The 20,314-nt window shown below is 66.7% G+C and carries 12 protein-coding genes; 5 read left to right on the forward strand and 7 right to left on the reverse strand.

Features of this window, described 5'->3' with window-relative positions; all coding sequences use genetic code 11:
- Nucleotides 1–124 precede the first annotated feature (124 nt).
- The 3 genes from AC56KL_RS17575 to AC56KL_RS17585 all read right to left on the reverse strand — a co-directional run bounded on the left by AC56KL_RS17575 (nucleotide 125) and on the right by AC56KL_RS17585 (nucleotide 6,644).
- Nucleotides 125–1,954 (reverse strand): DEAD/DEAH box helicase, encoded by a 1,830-nt coding sequence (locus tag AC56KL_RS17575; RefSeq protein WP_497181460.1) that lies wholly within the window; start codon nucleotides 1,952–1,954, stop codon nucleotides 125–127.
- 158 nt (nucleotides 1,955–2,112) lie between these two features.
- A complete protein-coding gene (locus AC56KL_RS17580; RefSeq protein WP_497181461.1) occupies nucleotides 2,113–3,624 on the reverse strand; it encodes a tryptophan halogenase family protein in 1,512 nt (503 codons plus the stop codon).
- Nucleotides 3,625–3,716: 92 nt separating this feature from the next.
- Nucleotides 3,717–6,644, reverse strand: a complete 2,928-nt coding sequence (locus AC56KL_RS17585) for a TonB-dependent receptor (RefSeq protein ID WP_497181462.1) — start codon at nucleotides 6,642–6,644, stop codon at nucleotides 3,717–3,719.
- A gap of 547 nt (nucleotides 6,645–7,191) precedes the next feature.
- Between AC56KL_RS17585 and AC56KL_RS17590 the strand changes: the two genes are divergently transcribed.
- Nucleotides 7,192–9,054, forward strand: a complete 1,863-nt coding sequence (locus AC56KL_RS17590; protein WP_497181463.1) for a glycoside hydrolase family 13 protein — start codon at nucleotides 7,192–7,194, stop codon at nucleotides 9,052–9,054.
- Nucleotides 9,051–11,957: an MGH1-like glycoside hydrolase domain-containing protein gene (locus AC56KL_RS17595; protein WP_497181464.1), complete on the forward strand. Its 2,907-nt coding sequence runs from the start codon at nucleotides 9,051–9,053 to the stop codon at nucleotides 11,955–11,957. Before AC56KL_RS17590 ends, AC56KL_RS17595 begins: the two co-directional genes overlap by 4 nt.
- Before the next feature lie 130 nt (nucleotides 11,958–12,087).
- On the opposite strand, the gene AC56KL_RS17600 is transcribed toward AC56KL_RS17595, so the two are convergent.
- The 4 genes from AC56KL_RS17600 to AC56KL_RS17615 form a co-directional block, all read right to left on the reverse strand.
- Nucleotides 12,088–13,074 (reverse strand): diacylglycerol/lipid kinase family protein, encoded by a 987-nt coding sequence (locus AC56KL_RS17600; protein ID WP_497181465.1) that lies wholly within the window; start codon nucleotides 13,072–13,074, stop codon nucleotides 12,088–12,090.
- Nucleotides 13,075–13,144: 70 nt separating this feature from the next.
- Entirely contained in the window at nucleotides 13,145–13,681 is a 537-nt protein-coding gene (locus tag AC56KL_RS17605) for a GNAT family N-acetyltransferase (protein ID WP_497181466.1), read from the reverse strand.
- Complete coding sequence (locus AC56KL_RS17610; protein WP_497181467.1) at nucleotides 13,678–14,205, reverse strand: GNAT family N-acetyltransferase; 528 nt, start codon at nucleotides 14,203–14,205, stop codon at nucleotides 13,678–13,680. Before AC56KL_RS17610 ends, AC56KL_RS17605 begins: the two co-directional genes overlap by 4 nt.
- 115 nt (nucleotides 14,206–14,320) lie before the next feature.
- Nucleotides 14,321–15,601, reverse strand: coding sequence for an amidohydrolase family protein (locus tag AC56KL_RS17615; RefSeq protein ID WP_497181468.1), 1,281 nt, complete (start codon nucleotides 15,599–15,601; stop codon nucleotides 14,321–14,323).
- Nucleotides 15,602–15,798: 197 nt separating this feature from the next.
- Here AC56KL_RS17615 and AC56KL_RS17620 point away from each other — a divergent pair, with 197 nt between their 5' ends.
- The 3 genes from AC56KL_RS17620 (at nucleotide 15,799) to AC56KL_RS17630 (ending at nucleotide 20,278) form a co-directional block, all read left to right on the forward strand.
- Complete coding sequence (locus AC56KL_RS17620; RefSeq protein ID WP_497181469.1) at nucleotides 15,799–16,632, forward strand: phasin family protein; 834 nt, start codon at nucleotides 15,799–15,801, stop codon at nucleotides 16,630–16,632.
- A 117-nt stretch (nucleotides 16,633–16,749) separates the two neighbouring features.
- On the forward strand, nucleotides 16,750–18,501 hold the full coding sequence (locus tag AC56KL_RS17625; RefSeq protein WP_497181470.1) for an ATP-binding cassette domain-containing protein: 1,752 nt from the start codon (nucleotides 16,750–16,752) through the stop codon (nucleotides 18,499–18,501).
- A complete protein-coding gene (locus AC56KL_RS17630) occupies nucleotides 18,491–20,278 on the forward strand; it encodes an ABC transporter ATP-binding protein (RefSeq protein WP_497181471.1) in 1,788 nt (595 codons plus the stop codon). Before AC56KL_RS17625 ends, AC56KL_RS17630 begins: the two co-directional genes overlap by 11 nt.
- Nucleotides 20,279–20,314 lie beyond the last annotated feature (36 nt).

Raw genomic sequence — 20,314 nt, forward strand, 5'->3', positions numbered from 1 at the left:
CTTGCTCACACTGGACTCCAAACGATTCGGAGTCGACAGCATGAGCTATCTAGCAAAAGCGGACATTTCAACTTTGCTAGATCCGGACATTACAACTTTGCTCTAACACACCCTACGATAAGTCTCAGCCTTTGCGGTGCGGCTTCTTGCCGCCCTTCTCCGCCATGCGCCGGTCGGCGCCCGGCTTCGAGAAACCCTTCTTCTTCGGCGAGGCCGCCATCGGCTCCTCGCCGTCGCGCGTCATGTTCAGCTGCTGGCCGGCCACCCACACGGTCTTCAGGTGGTCGATCAGTTCCGGGGTCATGTCGTCCGGCAGGTCGATGGTGCTGTAGTCGTCGTAGATCTCGATGCGGCCCATGTACTTGGCCGGCATGTCGGCTTCGTTGGCGATCGCGCCGACGATGTTGCCCGGCTTGACGCCATGCTGGTGGCCGACTTCGATGCGGAAGGTCGCCATGCCCGGTTCCGGCGCCCGCTCGACGCGCTCCTTCTTGAACGCCGGGCCTTCACGGAATTCGCGCGGCGCACGCGCGGGACGGTCTTCCCACACACCCGGTTCGCGTGTCACGAAGTCGGCGCGCTGCGGACGTACCTGTCCGGAACCTGTCGGTTCAGGACGCGGCTCGCGGTCCGGCTTTTCCAGCAGCAGCGGCTGGTCGCCGCGCGCCAGCTTGGCCAGCGCCGCGGCGATGTCGACCGCCGGCACGTTCTGTTCGCGCTCGTATTCCTCGACCAGCGAACGGAACACCTCCAGCCCGCCCTCGGCCAGCGTGCTTGCGATCTGCTCCTTGAACTTCGCGATACGCACGTCGTTCACCGCCTTCACGGTCGGCAGTTGCAGCGGCGCTACCGGCTGGCGCGTGGCGCGTTCGATGGCCTTCAGCAGCCCGCGCTCGCGCGGCGTGATGAACAGGATCGCTTCGCCGCTGCGCCCTGCCCGGCCGGTACGGCCGATGCGGTGGGTGTAGCTTTCCGGGTCGGACGGCACGTCGTAGTTGATCACGTGGCTGATGCGCTCGACGTCGAGGCCGCGCGCGGCGACGTCGGTCGCCACCAGGATGTCGATCTTGCCGTTCTTGAGCTGCTCGATGGTGCGCTCGCGCGCCTGCTGGGTCATGTCGCCGTTGATGGCGCTGGCCGCGAAGCCGCGCGCCTGCAGCTTGCCCGCCAGCTCCTCGGTGCCGAGCTTGGTGCGCGCGAAGACGATCATGCCGTCGAAGGTTTCGGCTTCCAGGATGCGGGTCAGCGCATCGAGCTTTTGCATGCCGGCCACCAGCCAGTAGCGCTGGGTGATGTTCTCGGCGGTGCCGGTCTTGGCCGCCACCGTGATTTCCTGCGGGTCGCGCAGGTAGGTCTTGGCGATGCGCTTGATGGCCGGCGGCATGGTGGCCGAGAACAGCGTGGTCTGGCGCTCCGGCGGGGTCTGCTGCAGGATGTGCTCGACGTCGTCGATGAAGCCCATGCGCAGCATTTCGTCGGCTTCGTCCAGCACCAGCGTCTTCAGTTGGGACAGGTCGAGCGAACCTTTCTCGAGGTGATCGATCACGCGGCCCGGCGTGCCGACGATGACGTGCACGCCGCGGCGCAGCGCCGACAGTTGCGGGCCGTAGCTCTGGCCGCCGTAGATCGGCAGCACGTGGAAGCCCTTGATGTGGGCGGCGTAGGTCTGGAAGGCCTCGGCTACCTGGATCGCCAGCTCGCGCGTCGGCGCCAGCACCAGCGCCTGGGGCACGGCCTGCTTGATGTCGATGCGCGACAGGATCGGCAGCGCGAAGGCGGCGGTCTTGCCGGTGCCGGTCTGGGCCTGCCCGAGCACGTCACGGTTGGCCAGCAGCAGCGGAATGGTCGCGGCCTGGATTGGCGATGGCGTTTCGTAGCCGACGTCCTTGAGCGCCTTCAGTACGGGCGCGGACAGGTCGAGATCGGCAAAATTCGGGAGGGGGGTGTCAGACATGGCAAAACTTTCAAAGTTGATACTAAAGCCGCAGTTTACTCCCTCGCGCGGCGAGGGCGGGCACTATTTGGAACAGGGGCCGCTTTTTTACCAGTTGGAAAAAAGCGGCGGCCCCATGCGCGTTCACGCATGGGGCCGCGGATGATACAGGGTTTGCGCTACATTTTCTTGGCTGAACAGGTCTTGGCGATGTACTCGTCATGGGACGGCATCACCGCCACGCACTTGGCGATCACCCCGCGCACGCTGTCGAGGTACTCGGCAATGTCCGCTTCCGACTGGGTGTCGGCCAGCGGGTGGTAGCCGTCGATCGGCATGTTCTGCCCTTCGAACACCTGGATCCAGCCGACTTCCGAGAACAGCTCGTTATCGACGCGCACCACGCGGCCGCGCGAGCGGTACATGTCCATCTTGTGGCGCAGCGTATCGGGAATCGCCATGTTGGCGCATTCCATCCAATATGCGGAGTCGGTACGCTGGTTCAGGTGGTAGTGCAGGATGATGAAGTCGCGGATGCGTTCGTAGTCGAAGCGCGACTGGCGGTTGTACTCGTCGCGGTCCACGCTGCTCCAGCCGCGGTCCGGGAAGAAGTCGATCAGGCGCTGGATGCCCGACTGGATCAGGTGGATGCTGGTCGACTCGAGCGGCTCCAGGAAGCCGCTGGCCAGGCCGAGGGCCACCACATTGCGGTTCCACGCCAGCTTGCGCATGCCGGTCTGGAACTTGATCAGGCGCGGTTCGGCCAGCGCCTTGCCGTCCAGGTTGGCGAGCAGGGTCGCTGCTGCTTCGTCGTCGCTGATGAAGCGGCTGCTGTAGACGTGGCCGTTGCCGGTGCGGTGCTGCAGCGGAATGCGCCACTGCCAGCCCGACTTGTGCGCGGTGGAGCGGGTATACGGCGTGATGACCGGTGCTGATTCACAAGGCACGGCCAGGGCGCGGTCGGCCGGCAGCCAGTGCGTCCAGTCCTCGTAGCCGGTCTGCAGGGTCTGCTCGATCAGCAGGCCGCGGAAACCCGAGCAGTCGATGAACAGCTCGCCCTCGATGCGCGAACCGTTTTCCAGCTCGACCGCGTCCACGTGGCCGTCGCCTTCGCGCTGGCTCACGCGGGTGATCTTGCCTTCGATGCGGGTCACGCCGCGCGACTCCGACAGCTTGCGCAGGTATTTCGCGTACAGGCCGGCATCGAAGTGGTAGGCGTAGTTGATGTCGCGCAGCGGCGAGTTCTGCACGTCGAAGCGCGGCGGCATGAACTTGTTCGCTTTTGCCGCCATGCGGGTGATCGAATACTCCTCGAGCGGGGCAGCCTTGCCCGCGCGGCGCATCTTCTGCCAGAACTGGTCGAAAGGCAGCGTGGCCAGGTCCTGCCCGATGCGGCCGAAGCCGTGCATGTAGCGCTCGCCCAGCCGGCCCCAGTTGACGAACTCGATCCCGAGCTTGTAGCTGCCCTGGGTCTCGCGCATGAATTCGTTCTCCTCGATGCCCAGCACGCGGTTGAAGCGCTGGATCATCGGAATGGTCGCCTCGCCGACGCCGACGATGCCGATCTCGTCGGATTCGACGAGGCGGATGTTGTATCGGCCGTTGAGCAGGGTCGCCAGCGACGCCGCGGTCATCCAGCCGGCGGTGCCGCCGCCGACGATGACGATGTCCTTGAGTGGTTCGTGTTGCATGTGTATTCGCCCGGAGGTCATGAAAAAACGACCCCTGGCAGGCGGGAGCCCGGCAGGGGTCGTTACTTTACCGCAGTTCGGCTGGGATCAGCTTAGAACTTGTAGGTCGCGCCGAAGTGGTAGGTGCGGCCGTAGGCGCGGCGGTTGGTCGGGTTGTTCTCGTCGTCCGTGTACTCCAGGAACGGCGCGTTGTTCCAGTTCTGCGCCTGGGCAAACACGCTCACGCCCTTCAGCCAACCACGCTGGAACTCGTACGATGCCTGCAGGTCAACGATCGTCTCACCCTTGATGAAGGTAAGTTGCTGGTTGTCCTGGAAGTCCGACACCTGGCCCAGGAAGCTGGAGCGCTTGCGCGCTGCCGCGGCGATCTGGAAACCAGCCTTCTCGTAGTACAGGCGCAGGTTGCTCACCTTGCGCGACAGGCCCGGCAGCGGGATGCTGGTGCGATCGCCGGCCACGTTCGGGAAGCCGCTTTCCGGCAGCTCGATGCTGCTGCGGGTATCCGAGTGGTTGACCATGACGCCGAAGCCGTCCAGGTACTGGGTCAGCATCGAGAACGGCAGGTTCACCGCCAGCTCGAAGCCGTGCAGGTTGCCGCCGTCGCCGTTGCGCGGCTGGGTGAACTGGCCCACGGCCGAACCGGCGAACGGACCGGTCTGCGGCAGCGGGGTCGTCGGGGTGATGAACGGCCCGTAGTTGAACGCGCGCGGCGTACGCAGGATATACGTATCCAGGCGCTTGTAGAACACGGCGGCGCTGACGTAACCCTTGTTGCCGAAGTATTTTTCATACGACAGGTCGAGTGACTTGGCGCGGAAGGGCTTCAGCTGCGGATTGCCGCCCGAACCGGTCAGGATCGAGAGACCCTGGGTAGCGAGGTTGAAGTTCTGGCCGGCGCGCAGGTCGTCCGGATTCGCACGCGACACGATCTTGGCAGCAGCAAAACGCAGGACCTGCTCATTCTTCAGGTCGAAGGACAGGTTCAGGCTCGGCAGCACATCCCAGTAGCTGTCGCCTTCGCTGATACGCTTGGCCGGGCAGGTCGCTGCGGTATTGCCGACGCAGCGTGATTGGTCAACGACGTAACCGCCGCCGGTCTGCCTGGTGTGGATCGCCTGCAGGCCGACGTTACCGCGGTAGGACAGGCCGAACATCTCACCGTCCAGGTCGCCCATGGCGTAGCCGGTATTGATGCGCTCGTGCACATCCCAGAAACGGCTGTAGATGTCGGCGTCGACCTTGTTGGCCAGTTCGTACACCGAGCCGAGCGAGCCGCGCGGATCCCACGATGCGACGTTGATGCCCGATGCGCCAGCCTGAACCACGCTACTGCCCGGCACTGCCACCGCGGCGTACGGACCATTGCCACCCTTGATCAGCAGGCGACCTTCTTCGCCAGCACGCGACTTGTCGCGCGAGGTGTGGTTGAAGCCGAAGGTGGTACCGGTAATCGGGCCCCATTCGAATGCGCGCTTGGCGGTCAAGCGCACGGCCTTGACTTCGTCTTCCACGTAAGGCTGGGCCAGGTAGCCGGCCTGAGGCGAGCTTTCGCCACCGGACCAGCCCATGGCGTCGGTCAAGCGCGCCACGGCGCGGTCCGCATAGTTGGAGCCCGGGGTGTACTTCACTTCGGTGAGGTTGCTGCCGTTGAAGTTGGTGAACTTCAGGGTGTCCTGGGTGCGGCCCGGGATACCGGCATAAGTTTCATAGCGCGAACCGAGCTTGGTCGCCTTTGACCAGGTCAGGTCGGCAGCGGTGGTCCACTCGCCGATCTTCAGTTCGTTGTTCCAGCCGATGCTCTTGAGGTCGTCTTCGCCGGCCTCGATGTGGTTACGCACGATGCCTTTCCAGTTGGTCAGGGTGCCGCTGGTGGCCACGCCGTTGCTGACCGTGGCCTGGCTCAGCACGTGCTGCATCTCGTAGGCGCCGTTGCCGTTGAAAGCCACGCCGCCCTCGAAACCGGTGCGTTTCTGCGCGGTATCGCCGGCCGAGTAGAACAGGTCGACAGTCGACTTGAAGTTCTTGTTCGGACGGAATTGCAGTGAAGCAAAGGCGCCGTCGCGGTTATGCGAGTCGGTGACGGTGTCGGCGCCGAAGCCGCCCGGCACGCGCACTTGCGCGCCGTTGTACGGCAGCGTGCCGGTGCCCCAGGAATTGAAGGTGGTCTGGCCGCCGCCCTCTTCTTCGTAACGGGTCAGGCCCACGGCCACACCGATGGTGCGGTTTGCGAACTGGTCGATGTACGACAGGGTGGCGCGCTTGCCGTCGCCTTCCGGCAGGCCGTCCGGGTGCTTCACGCCGAGGCGGGTTTTCTTGTAGCTGACGGCGACGGTGCGCTTGCCGAAGTCCAGCGGCTGCACGGTGCGCAGGTCGATGGTCGAGGCCAGGCCCTGGCCGACGACGGTCGCGTCCGGGCTCTTGTAGATGACGACGGAACCCATCAGTTCGGCCGGGAACAGGTCGAACTCGGGCGAACGGGCATTGCCGGTCGAGGCCATCTCGCGGCCGTTCAGCAGGGTGCCGTTGAAGCTCGGCGCCAGGCCGCGCACCGAGATTTCGGCGGCACGACCCGAGTTGCGGCCACGCTGGGCCGACACGCCCGGCAGGCGCGAGATCGACTCGGCGACGCTCTGATCCGGCAGCTTGCCGATGTCTTCGGCCGAGACGGCTTCGACGATCGAGCTCGAATTCTTCTTGATCGAGATGGCCGCTTCGATACCGCGGCGGATACCGGTCACCTGGACCGTGGCCACGCCCGGCGCGACGGTCGCAGTGGTAGTGGTAGTGGAGCCGGCCGGCGTCGGCTCGGCGGCGGTGGCTGCCTGCTCGGCCGAATTCGGCTGGGTGGCAACGCTCGACGTGGCGCTGGTGGTCGTGGTGGTGTTGTCCTGTGCGGTCGACTGCGCATAAGCGCTGCCGGCGAACACGGACAGGAAGACTGCGCAGCCGGCGGCGACCGGGCTCAGTTGGAAAGCAAGGCGGGCCGGCTCACCGGCGCGCTTGGTTGCGAAGATATTCATTTGTCCCCTCAATAAAGACCAATAATTTTTTCCCGAAACTACAGCGCGACAGGCAGCTGCACGGCAGCCTCAAGCAAACGGTTTTGAACGTTCTGTCAACGATTCTGTACTAAAACTAGATGCACTGTCAACGGGAGTTGCTTGCTGCTACGATAATGGCATGTTTTTCGGAAAATCGTCAGTGAAACACGCCTTTTGCGTTGTATTTGGGCTACAAAACCACATACAGACAGCTGTAGTCGGACTACAAATGCTCGCTTTGGCGACAGCAAGCACTGTGTATGCACCAACATGGTGCAAGTGAAGACCTTGAACTCGCCAATAGACTGGAGAAATTCATAGGGACATGAGGAATTTTGTTGGCGATCTGTACTTTGACTAGATTATTCTGAGTGGATACGTTTGTCTGCTACCACGCTTCCATAGTATTCTTTCGGCAACTTAACCAACCGCGGCAGTTCTCGAGCATCTGGCTTGACGCACATGCTGTAGTCTGACTACGGAATCGCGCAATACCATGCTGGAAGCGAGGGAAGTCCGACTTCTCATGAGACAGTTCTTCGTTAGTATCCTGCTCGGCAGCACTGCCCTCGCCTCCTTCGCCGCTCCCGCTCCATCCTCTGCCATTGCCCACATGGAACCGCCGTTCTGGTGGGCCGGCATGCAGCACACGGGGCTGCAACTGATGGTGCATGGCGAGCGTATCGCTGAGCTCGAGCCGGCGCTGGCCTACCCGGGCGTGCGCATCGCCTCGGTCACGCGCGTCCCCAACCGGAATTACTTGTTCATCGATCTCGACATCGACAAGGATGCGCGGCCGGGCAAGTTCGACATCGCATTCGAGGGCGCCGGGCGCCAGGCCAGCTACCGCTACCAGTTGCTGGCGCGCGAGCCCGGTTCGGCCGGACGTATCGGCTTCAACAGCAACGACGCCATCTACCAGGTCATGCCGGACCGTTTCGCCAACGGCATTCCTGCCAACGACTCCACCAAAGACACGCTGGAAAAGGCCATGCGCTCGAACGGCTCGGGGCGCCATGGCGGCGACATCCAGGGCATCATCGACCGTCTCGACTACATCCGGGACATGGGCTTCACCCAGCTGTGGCCCACGCCGCTGGTCGAGAACAACATGCCGGCCTATTCCTATCACGGCTATGCCGCCACCGACCACTACCGGATCGACCCGCGCTACGGCAGCAACGACGACTTCCGCCGCCTGTCGATCGAGGCGAAGAAACGCGGCATCGGCCTGATCCAGGACGTGGTGCTGTCGCATATCGGCCGCGCCCACTGGTGGATGAAGGACCTGCCCACGCCCGACTGGGTCAACTACGGCGGCAAGTTCGTGCCGACCCAGCACCACCGCACCGCCGTGCAGGATCCCTACGCCTCGAAAGAAGATGCCGACAACTTCACGCGCGGCTGGTTCGTCGAGAGCATGCCCGACCTGAACCAGTCCAACCCGCTGGTGGCCAACTACCTCATCCAGAACAATATCTGGTGGATCGAATATGCCGGCCTGTCGGGGCTGCGGATCGACACCTTCGGCTATTCGGACGGCGCCTTCCTGTCCGACTACACGCGGCGCCTGATGGCGGAATACCCGAAGCTGAACATGGTCGGCGAAGAGTGGAGCAAGCTGGTGCCGGTGGTGGCTCGCTGGCAGCGCGGCAAGGACAACTTCGACGGCTACCGCGCTTCCACCCCGAGCCTGATGGATTTCCCGCTGGCGGAAAGCATGCGTGCGGCGCTGGCCGACAGGCGCGGCGCCAACGTGTTCACCAACGTCTACGAGACGCTCTCGCTCGACTACCTGTATCCTGAGCCCGGCAATCTGGTGCTGTTCGAGGCCAACCACGACGTCTCCCGCATCTGGAGCGAGGTCGGCGAGGACTTCGACCGCTACCGGATGATGATGGTGTTCCTGATGACGATGCCGCGCATCCCCCAGCTCTACACGGGCGACGAGATCCTGATGACCAGCGCCACCGGCGAGCGCGACGACGCCAGCTACCGGCGCGACTTCCCGGGCGGCTGGCCGGGCGACCGGGTCAATGCGTTTACCGGCAAGGGCCTCACGCCGCAACAGCGCGCCGCGCAGGAGCTGGTGCGCAGGCTGGCCAACTGGCGCAAGGGACAGCCGGTGATCCACAAGGGAAAACTGATGCACTACGGCCCGCGCGACAACACCTGGGTCTACTTCCGCTACGACGACAACAAAAGGGTGCTGGTCGCCTTCAACAACAACCCGAAGGAGATGGTGCTGGACACGCAGCGCTTCCGCGAAATGCTGGCCGGCGTGCCCGGCGGCGTCGACGTCCTGAGCGGGAAGCGCTTCGACCTGGCCAGGGAACTGCGCCTGCCGGCCGGGGCCAGCGTGATCCTGGAACTGGAGCCTGCGCCATGAAGCGCCAGATGCTGGCCGCCGCCCTCCTCGCCTGCCTGGCGGCGCAGGCCACGGCGCAGGACAAGGAGAAGGACAAGGAACTGTACGTGCGCGGCGCCTTCAACGGCTGGGGCACCGACAACCTCCTGACGCACAAGGGCCAGGGCGTGTACGAGGCCGAGATCCTCGTCAGCCCCGGCAACCATGCCTTCAAGGTGGGCAGCCGCGACTGGCGCGACGAATGGGTGGCCGACGCCAACAACAGCATCACCGTGACGCCGGACACGCCCTACCGCCTCGCCACCCAGCCCGGGCCGGAAGACTACCTGTTCGTGCGCCAGACCGGCACGTACCGCTTCACGGTGGATGCCTCGAACCCGGCGGCGCCGACCCTGCGCGTGGTGCGGCTACCCACCGCGCCGGCGGCAGCCGCTGCCGACCCGCACGCAGGGCGCGAGGCCGTCGCTGCGCTGGCCTGGCCCACCTGGGACGGCAAACAGGAAACGGCGCGTTTTTCCGTGCCGGACGCCGGCGCCACCCTGCGCCGCTACACCCATTCGACCACATTGAGCCTGCGCGACCCCGGCCCGCAGCACGGCGACTACGCCGAGCAGGAAGGCCTGCCACGCATCCGTACCGGCAACCTCGCCTTCGACGCCCTGTTCGCCCTGGCCGGCCATGAAATGCGCCAGGACGCCGTCAGCCAGATCCGCGACGGTAACTACCAGGGCGGCGCGCCGATCCCCTGCGACTGCTTCGCCACCGGGGAGAAGTGGCACTATGTCTGGACCCGCGACCTCTCGTATGCGGCCGACCTCGGCCTGGCCATGCTGGACCCGCAGCGGGTGCGCAATTCGCTTGAATTCAAGCTGTCCGGCTGGCGCAAGGACGTGTCCGTCAGCTCCCGGGTTGCCGGGACGGCGGACGGCCTGCAGATCGTGCAGGACACCGGCAGCGGCGGCAGCTGGCCGGTAAGTACCGACCGCGTCAGCTGGGCCTTTGCGGCCGAGGAAGTGCTGCGCACCCTGCCGGCGGCCGGGCGCGCGGCCTTCGCAGGGCGTGCGCTGAGGGCGCTGTCGAACACGATCGAGAACGACCGCATCGCCGCCTTCGACGCCACGAGCGGCCTGTACATGGGCGAACAATCCTTCCTCGACTGGCGCGACCAGAGCTACGCGGCGTGGATCCCGAACGACCTGGCCTCGATGTCCTCGTCGAAAGCGCTGTCGACCAACGTGGCGCACTACCAGGCCTTGCGCCTGGCGGCACGGCTGGCGCGCGAACAGGGCGACATGGTCCGCGCGGCGCGCTACGACGGATGGGCCATCGCGCTCAAGCGCGCCATCAACGACAGGCTGTGGCTGAAGGATGCCGGCATGTACAGCAGCCTCACGGCCGGCCATTTCGACGGCGCGCCGCTGCACAAGTTCGACTGGCTCGGGCAGTCGCTGACCATCCTCACCGGCGTCGCCAGCGAAGCGCAGGCGGCGTCGATCATGGCGCGCTACCCGCACGGCCCGATGGGCGCGCCGGTCATTTGGCCGCAGCAGCCCGGCATGCCGGTATACCACAACCGCGCGCTGTGGCCCTTCGTGACGGGCTACGGCCTGGACGCGGCAAGCATGGCCGGCAACGTGGCGGTGGCCGACGCGGCTTACGATTCGCTGGTGCGCGGCGCGGCCCTGAACATGTCGAACATGGAGAACCTCGAGTGGCTCTCAGGCCAGCCGCTGCTGCTCGACGAGCGCAACCCGTCGCTGATCGGGCCGGTGATCAATTCGCGGCGCCAGCTGTGGTCGGTGGGCGCCTACCTGGGCATGGTGGTCCGGCAGGTGTTCGGCGTGTCGGCGCTGGACGACGGCATTGCGCTGCGTCCTTTCGTCACCGCGAAGCTGCGCCGCGAGATGTTCGGCGCATCGAACGAGATCGCGCTGCACGCGCTGCGCCTGCACGGCCGGCGCATCGACGTGCGCCTGCGCCTGCCCGCGGCGAGCCCGGACGAGGGCTACTACGCGGTCGAACGCATCGTCCTGAACGGCAAGCCGGCCGGCCAGTCGATCGGCCTTGCCCGGCTCGCGGCCGTGAACGAGATCGAGATCGTGCTCGGCGCGCTGCTGCCGGGCCGGCAGGAGATTCGCCGCGTGAACGACAACCCGTATGCCGACGCGGGCGCCACCTTCGGTCCGCGCGAGCCCGCGATCACAGCCCTGCATCGACGCCCCGGGGGCGTGACGCTGCAGATCGCTCCTGGCGACGCGCAAGCGGATGTGCTGTACAGCGTGTACCGCGACGGCAAGCCGGTCGCCGACGGACTGCGCGCGGGCAGCTGGACCGACCGCGGCGCGGGCGCCTTCGGCTGCTACGCGGTGGAAGCGCGCTTCGCCGCCACCGGCAACCGCAGCCACCACAGCAGGCCGCGCTGCGTCGACGGCGGGATCGAGGTCGGTGTCACCGATCCGCGCACCATGTCCAACCTGAAGCCCAGCCAGGCGAACGCACGCTTTACAGCGCCGCATCTGCAGGACTGGGGCCGGCCGGAGGACCGCTTCGCCGTCGGCCCCATCGCCGTGACGGCGAGCGGCAGGTACCAGGTCCAGGTGCGCTACCACAACGCGGCGAACCAGGTGAACCTGGGCATCAGCGGCGGGGTGAAATGGCTGGCGCTGAAGGACGGGCGCGGCCGAGTGGTGGCACAGGGCGTGGTGCAGTTGCCGCATGCCCCGTTGGCGAAGGCGGAAACGCCGGCCGTGTATTCGACGCCGCTGGCGGCCAGCCTGCGGCCCGGTCGCTACCGCATCGAGATGAGCGATTTCTATAATATGAGCTATCTTGACAGCAACAGCAGCTTCAGCGCGGCGGGCGGCCTGGGCGGCCCGTCCAACCGCTTCGACATCCATGGGGTGCGCCTGCTACGGACGCAGTAAGTCAGGTAGGGTGCACCGGGGCACGGTAGCTGGCTTCGCCGTGCGCGCGTCCTGCTCCACCAGGCGCTGCGGCTGCGCCTCGGTAGTTTGAACGCGCGGTCGGCGGAGCCGACCACCCTACGACGCTCTGCTATGCAGCCTCGGTTTCATCGGGGGCCGGTCGCGCTTCCTTGCGCGACGGTCCCGTCATCAGCATCAGCCGCCCTTCCAGTACGCGAAATTCCAGTGGCATCGCCACGGTGGACACTTCGCCGTCGGCCGCTACCTTCATGCGCTTGCGGCCGATCAGGGAGGGCGTGCCCACCAGCAGGCGCTTGAAGGCGAAGGCTTCCAGTTCGTCATCGCTGCCGAGGCGCCCCATCAGGCCGCGCACGAGCAGGCGCAGCAAGCCGAGCTTGCCCATCGGCCGCGGCGCGATGCCGACCAGTTGCCCTTCCTCAACCGCCTCGATCAGGCCGTCGCGCATCCCGACCTGCTCCAGCTGCAGGCGGTTGTTCCCGATGAATAAAGTCGTGGTGCGCAGGCGGCGTTCCTTGCCGTCGAGCTCGAGCGTGATACGCAGGTGGCGGTGTGGACGCAAGGCGATCTTGATGGCCGAGAAGAAGGCGACGACGCGGCTGCGTCCATACTGGCGCTTGTCGATCTCGCGCTCCTCGAGCAGCTTCGGATACAGGCCGACGCTGGCGTTGACGAGAAAAATCTTGTTGTTGAGCAGGCCTACCTGCACCGGGCGCATGCTGGCGCGCAGCAGGGCGTACACGGCCTCGGCCAGGTCTTCCGGAATGCCGTGGGTGCGGCCGAAATAGTTGAAGGTGCCTTGCGGCAGGACGCCGAAGGGACAGCGCGCCAGCACGGCTTCGTGGGCGACCGTGTTGATGGTGCCGTCGCCGCCCGCCGCCACCAGGATGCCCCCTTCGGCGACGGCGCGCGCCGCCATGCTGCGCGCCTTGTCCGCCAGTTCGACCGGGTCGTCCACCAGCTCCAGGTGGCAGCTGCGGCCGGCGGCGGCCAGCACCTCTTCGATGGTCGAGCGCCGCAGCGCGGTCTCGGCATGGCCGGATCCGGCGTTGAGGACGATGAAAAACGGCGCGTCGGGACGTGGCTCGGTGGTCTGCATCGATGGCTCGGCGGTCGCTTGAAGTATTGACAACGCCATCCTACCACCGCTTCGCACCGTACTACGTGCGCTAGCGCTCGGTGACCAGGCTCATCCCGTAGAGGTTCAGGTCCGGCTCGCCTGCCTTCAGGCATACCGTGCCCTGCTGGCGCATCCCCAGCCTGAGCAGCAGGGCGATCGACGCCGCATTGCCCGGCGTGGTGATGGCCGCCAGGCGCGGGATGCCGAGCGTGCGCGCATGCGCCACGGTGGCCTGCGCGGCCTCGAACGCATAGCCGCGGCCGCGGTAGCGCGGCAGGAAGGCGTAGCCGAGGTCGACGTCGTCCAGCCCGTCGCGCTTGATCAGGCCGCACAGTCCCACCGGCGCGGCCCCCTCCCCGTGCAGCTCCACCATGTACATCGAGTGGCCGCGCGCGCGCTGCATCGCCACCGGACCGTCTTCGATCGACTTCACGGCGGCCTCGAGCGTGCGTACCCCACGGTCGCCGATATGCTCGATGAAGGCCGGGTCGTTCAGCAGTTCCAGGTAGACGGCGGCGTCGCTTTCATCCACGAGGCGCAGGCGCAGGCGGCCGGTGCGCAGGACTTCCCCCGGGTGCGCGCTCATGCGTCCACCGTCGGCCAGCGGTCCGGGTCTTGCAGCAGCTGGTACATGACGTAGGCGTCCACGTAGCCGAGGGCCTTGTGACGATAGGCCTTGGGCAGGGTGCCGACGATCGAGAAGCCGAGCTTCTTCCACAGCCGGATGGCGACGGTGTTGGTGCTCACCACATAATTGAACTGCATTGCCAGGTAGCCCTGGCGGCGCGCCTCGTCGAGGCTGTGCTCGCCGAGCAGGCGCCCCACGCCCGCCCCTTGCGCCGATGGACTGACCATGTAGGAGGCATTGGCCACGTGATGGCCGCGGCCGACCTGGTTCGGCACCAGGCGGTACATGCCGAGCAGGCGGTCGGCGCCGCTGGTGGCGACGAAGCTCGTCACCTCGGGCCCGAGCCAGTAGGCATGGCCCGCCTCGCGCGAAACGGCAGTGGTGAAAGGATAGGTTTCGCCGGCAACGACATGGGCGCAAAAAATGCTCCATATCGCATCGAAGTCCTGGTCACCGGCTGGGCGGATCTGGATGTCTGTCACGGCTATCGGAACGCGTTTCTGAACTTGAAAGCGTTCTATTCTAGCGTCATTCCAAGCGCGATTTCACGTAGCACGCAGGAGTTTTTTTCGATGTTTCCGCGAAGATTTTTTACGATCAGCCCTGTTGCGGCATCCTGAACCCGGTGCTGGCCGGACGCCCCGGCAGGTGCAGGGTCACCTGCGCGGAAGGCGCCTCGGCCACGATGGCGCCACGCCGCAGCACCATCCTGCGCGGCGCGCGCAGGCGGATCGCTTCCACCGTGGAGCCGGCGTCGAGCAGCACCAGGTCGGCCCAGCATCCCGGCGCCACCCCGTAGCCTTCCATGCCGAGGATGCGCGCCGGGGTCTCGGTCACGGCCAGGAAGCATTGGTGCATCGCTTCCAGGCCCGTCATCTGCGCCACGTGCAGGCCCATGTGCGCCACTTCCAGCATGTCGCCCGAGCCCATGCCGTACCACGGGTCGAGTACGCAGTCGTGGCCGAAGGCGACGTCGACGCCGGCGGCGAGCAGCTCGGGCACCCGGGTCATGCCGCGCCGCTTCGGGTAGGTGTCGTGGCGGCCCTGCAGGGTGATGTTGATGAGCGGGTTGGCGATGGCGGCGACGCCGCTTTCGGCGATCAGGGGCAGCAGCTTGCTCACATAATAGTTATCCATCGAGTGCATCGATGTCAGGTGCGAGCCGGCCACCAGGCCCTGCATGCCGAGGCGCCGGGTCTCGGCCGCCAGGGTCTCGATATGGCGCGACATCGGATCGTCGGTTTCGTCGCAGTGCATGTCCACGCGCCGGTCGTGCTGCGCAGCGAACTCGCACAGCAGGCGGATCGATTCGGCGCCGTCCGCCATGGTGCGCTCGAAGTGCGGAATCCCGCCCACCACGTCCACGCCCATCGCGATGGCGCGCTTCAGGTTGTCGAACGCGCCCGGGCTGCGCAACAGGCCGTCCTGCGGGAAGGCGACCAGCTGCAGGTCGAGGTAGGGCGCCACCTGCTTGCGCACTTCCAGCAGGGCTTCGACGGCCAGCAGGCGGTCGTCGCAGACGTCTACGTGGGTGCGGATCGCCAGCAGGCCACGCGCTACCGCCCAGTCGCAATAGCGCAGCGCGCGCTCGACCAGGGCGTCCTGCGCCAGTTGCGGCTTGAGCTCGCCCCACAGTTTGATACCCTCCAGCAGCGTGCCGCTGCGGTTCACGCGCGGCAGCCCGTAACTGAGGGTGGAGTCCATGTGGAAGTGCGCATCCACGAAAGGCGGGCTGACCAGGTCGCCGCCGGCGTCGATTTCGCGCGCGCCCTGCGCCCCCAGCCGTATTTGGACGGCCGCGATGCGCCCGCCCTCGATGCCGATGTCGATACCACGGCTGCCGTCCGGCAGGCTGGCGTTGCGAATCACGATATCCATGCATACTCCCCGTTTGTCTACCCGATTGTAACCATTTCCAGCCGTACGAGATGGCGAAGCAGACTCCGCGCCTGGAGATGATGCTGCATCGCAATATTTCTGCCATTAATACATCAATAAGCACTTTGCAACAGCAAGGTTCATGGCTACACTAGCCGATATTGCAGTGCACTATAAATGACTGACAAGGAAATCCCATGACTTCACTCCGCGACCCGTTTTCCGCAGTAAGCAAGGCCCAGCTCGAAGCGCAGTTCGATTTCTTCACTTCCGTGACCACCCAGGCGTTCGAGAACGCCAGCCGCCTGGCGGCCCTCAACCTGTCGGCTTCGCGCGACTCGATGGAGCGCTCGCTTGGCGCCACCTACTCCCTGATGCAGTCGCGTGATCCGCGCGACTTCCTCACCCTCGGTGGCCAGGCGGAGGCGCAGGTGCACAGCCTGTTCGCCTACGGCCGTGAGCTGCTCGGCATCGCCGGCGGCGTGCGCCCGACTGCCGTGCAGCCGCAGGCGCCGGCGCCGCAACAGGCGGGCGAGCGCACCGACGCGGCCGAACAGGCGGAAATCAAGGCCGTGCCGGAGGCTGCGCAAGAGGCAGCCGCTACCGTGGCATCCCTTGCCGATGCTGCGGCCGCTGAAGTGGCGCCAGTTCAAGTGCTCCCTGCTACCGAAGCGCTTGCCGAGCGTAGCGCTGCCGAGGCCCTTGCTCCTGCAGTGGACACTGCAGGCGCGCCGGTTGCCGACACCGTGCGCGCTGCCGTTGCCGCATCCATACCCGCATCCGCTGCCCCGAGCGAGCCGGTGGTCATGGCCGAAGCACATGCGGCCGCGAATGTGTCGGAGGCTGCCGTGCTCGCAGCCGTCGAGCCATCCCCGGTCAGCGAACCGAAGGCCATCGCCAGGGCGGCCGGCAAGGGCACTGCCCGCGCCGCCGTGGCCCAGCATCCCGCGGCCGCCCCGCTGCCGGCGCTTGACGCCGCCGAGGTGCTGGTCCCCGACCTGCGTCCCGCTTCTTCCAAACGGAAGAAGTAAGCACCCGCCTGGCGAGGCATAGCGGGCACGCGCCTGCGCCGGATTGGCAAAGCGACTACACTAGCGGGCTCCAGCCCGCTAGTTCTTTTTCGGGCGCACAATCTTCAAGGAAACTGCATGAGTCTCGCAAGGCTGATCGGCGGATTCGTCCGCCGGCACTGGCATGCCTATGTCTCGTCGGCCTTCATGCTGGCCGGCGTCGCCATCTGCACGGTCTTGATACCGCGCAAGGTCGGCGCCCTGATCGACGGCCTGGCCGCCCACAGCCTCGACCAGGATGCGCTGTTGCGCGGCCTGGCCCAGCTGCTCGGCCTGGGCCTGGCCATCTATGTCCTGCGCGTGGGCTGGCGCATCCGCCTGTATTCGGCCGCCTACAACCTGGGCGTCGAACTGCGCACGCGCCTGTATGCGCGCCTGGCGGCCCAGGGTCCGGCCTTCTACCAGCGCCAGCGCACCGGCGACCTGATGGCGCTGGCCACCAACGACATCGACGCCATCGAGATGGCGGCCGGCGAAGCCATGCTGGCCGGTTTCGACGGCACCCTCACCCTGGTCATGGTGCTGGGCATCATGACGCTCGGCGTCGACCCGCGCCTGGCCGCCATCGCCCTGCTGCCCTTCCCGCTGATGGCCTTCGCCTTCTGGCGCATCTCGCGCCAGGTGCACACGGCCGAAGCCGACGCCCTGAAGCGTTTCTCGGCGCTGAACGACCACGTGCAGGAATCGCTGTCGGGCGTGCGCACCCTGCGCGCCCTCGGCCTGGAAGCGCGCAGCAGCGCGCAGTTCAGCGAACTGGCCGCCAACGCGGCCGATGCCAGTTTCACCGCGCGACGCTGGGAAGCCGCCTACGAGCCGGCGGTCGGCCTGACCCTGACCGCCGCCACCGGCTTGACCCTGGGACTGGGCGGCTACCTGGTCTGGCACGACGAACTGACGGTGGGCGCGCTCACCAGCTTCTCGATGTACCTGGGCCAGCTGATCTGGCCGATGTTCGCGGCCGGCTGGGTGCTGTCGCTGATCGAGCGCGGCCGCGCCGGCCTGGCGCGCCTGCAGCCGTTGCTCGACATGCCGCTCACGGTCGAGGATAGCGGCACGCTCGAGACGATCGGGCGCGGCGCGCTGCTGGTGGACGGCGTGAGCTTCTCCTACCGCGAGGCGGAGCACCCGGCCCTGAGCGAGGTATCGGTGCGCGTGGAGCCGGGCAAGACGCTCGGCCTGGTCGGCCCGACCGGCGCCGGCAAGTCGACGCTGCTGCGCGTGCTGCTGCGCCAGGCCACGCCCCAGCGCGGTGCGGTCAGCTGGGCCGGGCAGCCGCTCGAGGCCTACCGGCTGGACGTCCTGCGCGCGGCCATGAGCTGGGTGCCGCAGGAATCCTTCCTGTTCTCGGCGACCATCGCGGAAAACATCGCCCTGGCCCGACCCGGCGCCTCGCGCGCGGAGGTGGAAGAAGCGGCCAGGATGGCTTCGATCCACGACGACATCCTGCGCTTCCCGCAGGGCTACGACACGCCGGTGGGCGAAAAGGGCATCACCCTGTCGGGCGGCCAGCGCCAGCGCGTGGCGATCGCGCGCGCCCTGCTGGCCGACAGCGCCCTGCTGCTGCTGGACGACGCGCTGTCGGCGGTGGACACCGGCACCGAGACCCGCATCCTCGAACACCTGGAGGAACTGCGCGCCGCCCGCGCAGAACGCAGCGCCGTCATCGCCAGCCACCGCCTGTCCGCGGTCAGCCGGGCCGACCACATCGTGGTGCTGCGCGAAGGCCGCGTGACGGAAGCGGGCACCCACGACGAACTGCTGGCCATGGATGGCTGGTTTGCCAGCCAGTGGCGCTACCAACAACTGGAGGCGAGCATCGATGCAGAGTGATACCAAGGGCGTGCCGATGCGCGCCCAGACCGCGCGCGCGGCCGGCCTGCTGCGCCGCGCCGCCGAACCCGACCGCCGCCACCTTGGCTGGGCCAGCTTCTGGCTGGTCATCGCCGCCGGCCTCGAAGTGCTGGGTCCCCTGCTGGGCAAGGCCCTGATCGACGACCACCTCTTGAGCCGCAACCTCGACTGGACCCGCATGTCGCTGCTGCTCGGCGGCCTGGTGATCACCGGCTGGGCCTCGTCCTGGATCCGCTACCTGCAGCTGATCCGCCTGTCCGGCCTGGCGATGCGTTCGGTGCGGCGCCTGCGCGAGTGGGTCTACGGCCACGTGCTGCGGCTGCCGATGGCGTATTTCGACCGCGCCATCACCGGCCAGCTGGTGAGCCGCGTGACCAACGACACCGAGGCGGTCAAGACCCTCTACATCCAAGTGCTGTTCGTGATGCTCGACTCGAGCATCGTGCTGGTCGGCACCCTGGTCGCCATGGCCTGGCTCGACTGGCGCCTGATGCTGGTGGTGCTGGCCCTGGTGCCGGCGGTGGTCGGCATCGTCTGGCTCTACCAGCGCCTATCGGCGCCGGCGGTCACCCGCGCCCGCGCGCTGCGCAGCGATATCAACGGCCAGATGGCGGAATCGATCGGCGGCATGAGCGTGCTGCAGGCCAGCAATGCGCAGGGGCGCTTCGGCGAGCGCTTCCTGCACACCAACCGCGCGCACCGCAAGGCGCGCCTGGCCGAACTGCGCGCCAACGCCTTCCTGCTGCGGCCGGCCCTCGACCTGCTCAACGTGGTGCTGCTCACCATCGTGATCTATGGCTTCGGCCAGCGCCAGATGAACGCGGTGGAAGTGGGCGTGCTGTATGCCTTCATCAGCTACATCGCGCGCGTGGTGGAGCCCCTCATCCAGATCACGATGCAGTTCAGCGGCCTGCAGCAGGCGGTGGTGGCGACCGCGCGCGTGTCGCAGCTGCTCGAGGAGAGCGGCGCGGCGGAACACGCGGCCGGCCGCATCGGCAACGAGGCGCCGTTCGACCCGCAGGCCCCGGCGGTGAGCGTGCGCGGGCTGGACTTCGGCTACGCCCCCGGCCAGCGGGTGCTGCACGCGCTGTCGCTCGACGTGCCCCAGGGCGCCTTCTTCGGCATCGTCGGCCATACCGGCAGCGGCAAGTCGACCCTGCTCTCGCTGCTGCTGCGCTACTACACCCCGGACGAGGGCACGATCGACATCGCCGGCCTGCCCCTGGCCTCGATCGGCAACGAGCGCTTCCGCAACGAAGTCGGCCTGGTGCCGCAGGACCCGTTCATCCTGGCGGCCACGGCGCGCGAGAACATCGACATGGGACGCGGGCTGCCGATCGAGCGGATCGAAGCGGCGGCGCGCGCCGCGCACGCGCACGGCTTCATCGCGGCCCTCGAACAGGGTTACGAGACCCAGCTGGGCGAAGGCGGTTCGCGCCTGTCCTCGGGCCAGAAGCAACTGGTGGCGATCGCGCGGGCGCTTGCCGGAGAGCCGCGCATCCTGCTGCTGGACGAGGCGACCTCGCGCATCGACAGCGCCACCGAGCAGATCGTGCAGGAAGCGCTGGAAGAACTGCGCGGCAAGGTGACCATCGTCGCCATCGCGCACCGGCTGTCGACCATCCGCGCGGCGGACAGGATCATCGTGCTGAACCATGGCCATATCACCGAGGCGGGCTCGCACGAGGACCTGATGCGCATCGAGGGCGGCCTGTACCAGCGCCTGTACCTGCTGCAGCAGATCGCGATCCAGTAGGGGTGATCTGGTCCAGTGGACCAGATCACGCGACGC

This window comes from Telluria sp. ZB4P34 (assembly GCF_059686055.1).

Bases quoted from the DNA above. Each gene is read 5' to 3' on its own strand.
- AC56KL_RS17575 (WP_497181460.1), bottom strand. From the start codon at position 1,954: ATGTCTGACACCCCCCTCCCGAATTTTGCCGATCTCGACCTGTCCGCG.
- AC56KL_RS17580 (WP_497181461.1), bottom strand. From the start codon at position 3,624: ATGCAACACGAACCACTCAAGGACATCGTCATCGTCGGCGGCGGCACC.
- AC56KL_RS17585 (WP_497181462.1), bottom strand. From the start codon at position 6,644: ATGAATATCTTCGCAACCAAGCGCGCCGGTGAGCCGGCCCGCCTTGCT.
- AC56KL_RS17590 (WP_497181463.1), top strand. From the start codon at position 7,192: ATGAGACAGTTCTTCGTTAGTATCCTGCTCGGCAGCACTGCCCTCGCC.
- AC56KL_RS17595 (WP_497181464.1), top strand. From the start codon at position 9,051: ATGAAGCGCCAGATGCTGGCCGCCGCCCTCCTCGCCTGCCTGGCGGCG.
- AC56KL_RS17600 (WP_497181465.1), bottom strand. From the start codon at position 13,074: ATGCAGACCACCGAGCCACGTCCCGACGCGCCGTTTTTCATCGTCCTC.
- AC56KL_RS17605 (WP_497181466.1), bottom strand. From the start codon at position 13,681: ATGAGCGCGCACCCGGGGGAAGTCCTGCGCACCGGCCGCCTGCGCCTG.
- AC56KL_RS17615 (WP_497181468.1), bottom strand. From the start codon at position 15,601: ATGGATATCGTGATTCGCAACGCCAGCCTGCCGGACGGCAGCCGTGGT.
- AC56KL_RS17620 (WP_497181469.1), top strand. From the start codon at position 15,799: ATGACTTCACTCCGCGACCCGTTTTCCGCAGTAAGCAAGGCCCAGCTC.
- AC56KL_RS17625 (WP_497181470.1), top strand. From the start codon at position 16,750: ATGAGTCTCGCAAGGCTGATCGGCGGATTCGTCCGCCGGCACTGGCAT.
- AC56KL_RS17630 (WP_497181471.1), top strand. From the start codon at position 18,491: ATGCAGAGTGATACCAAGGGCGTGCCGATGCGCGCCCAGACCGCGCGC.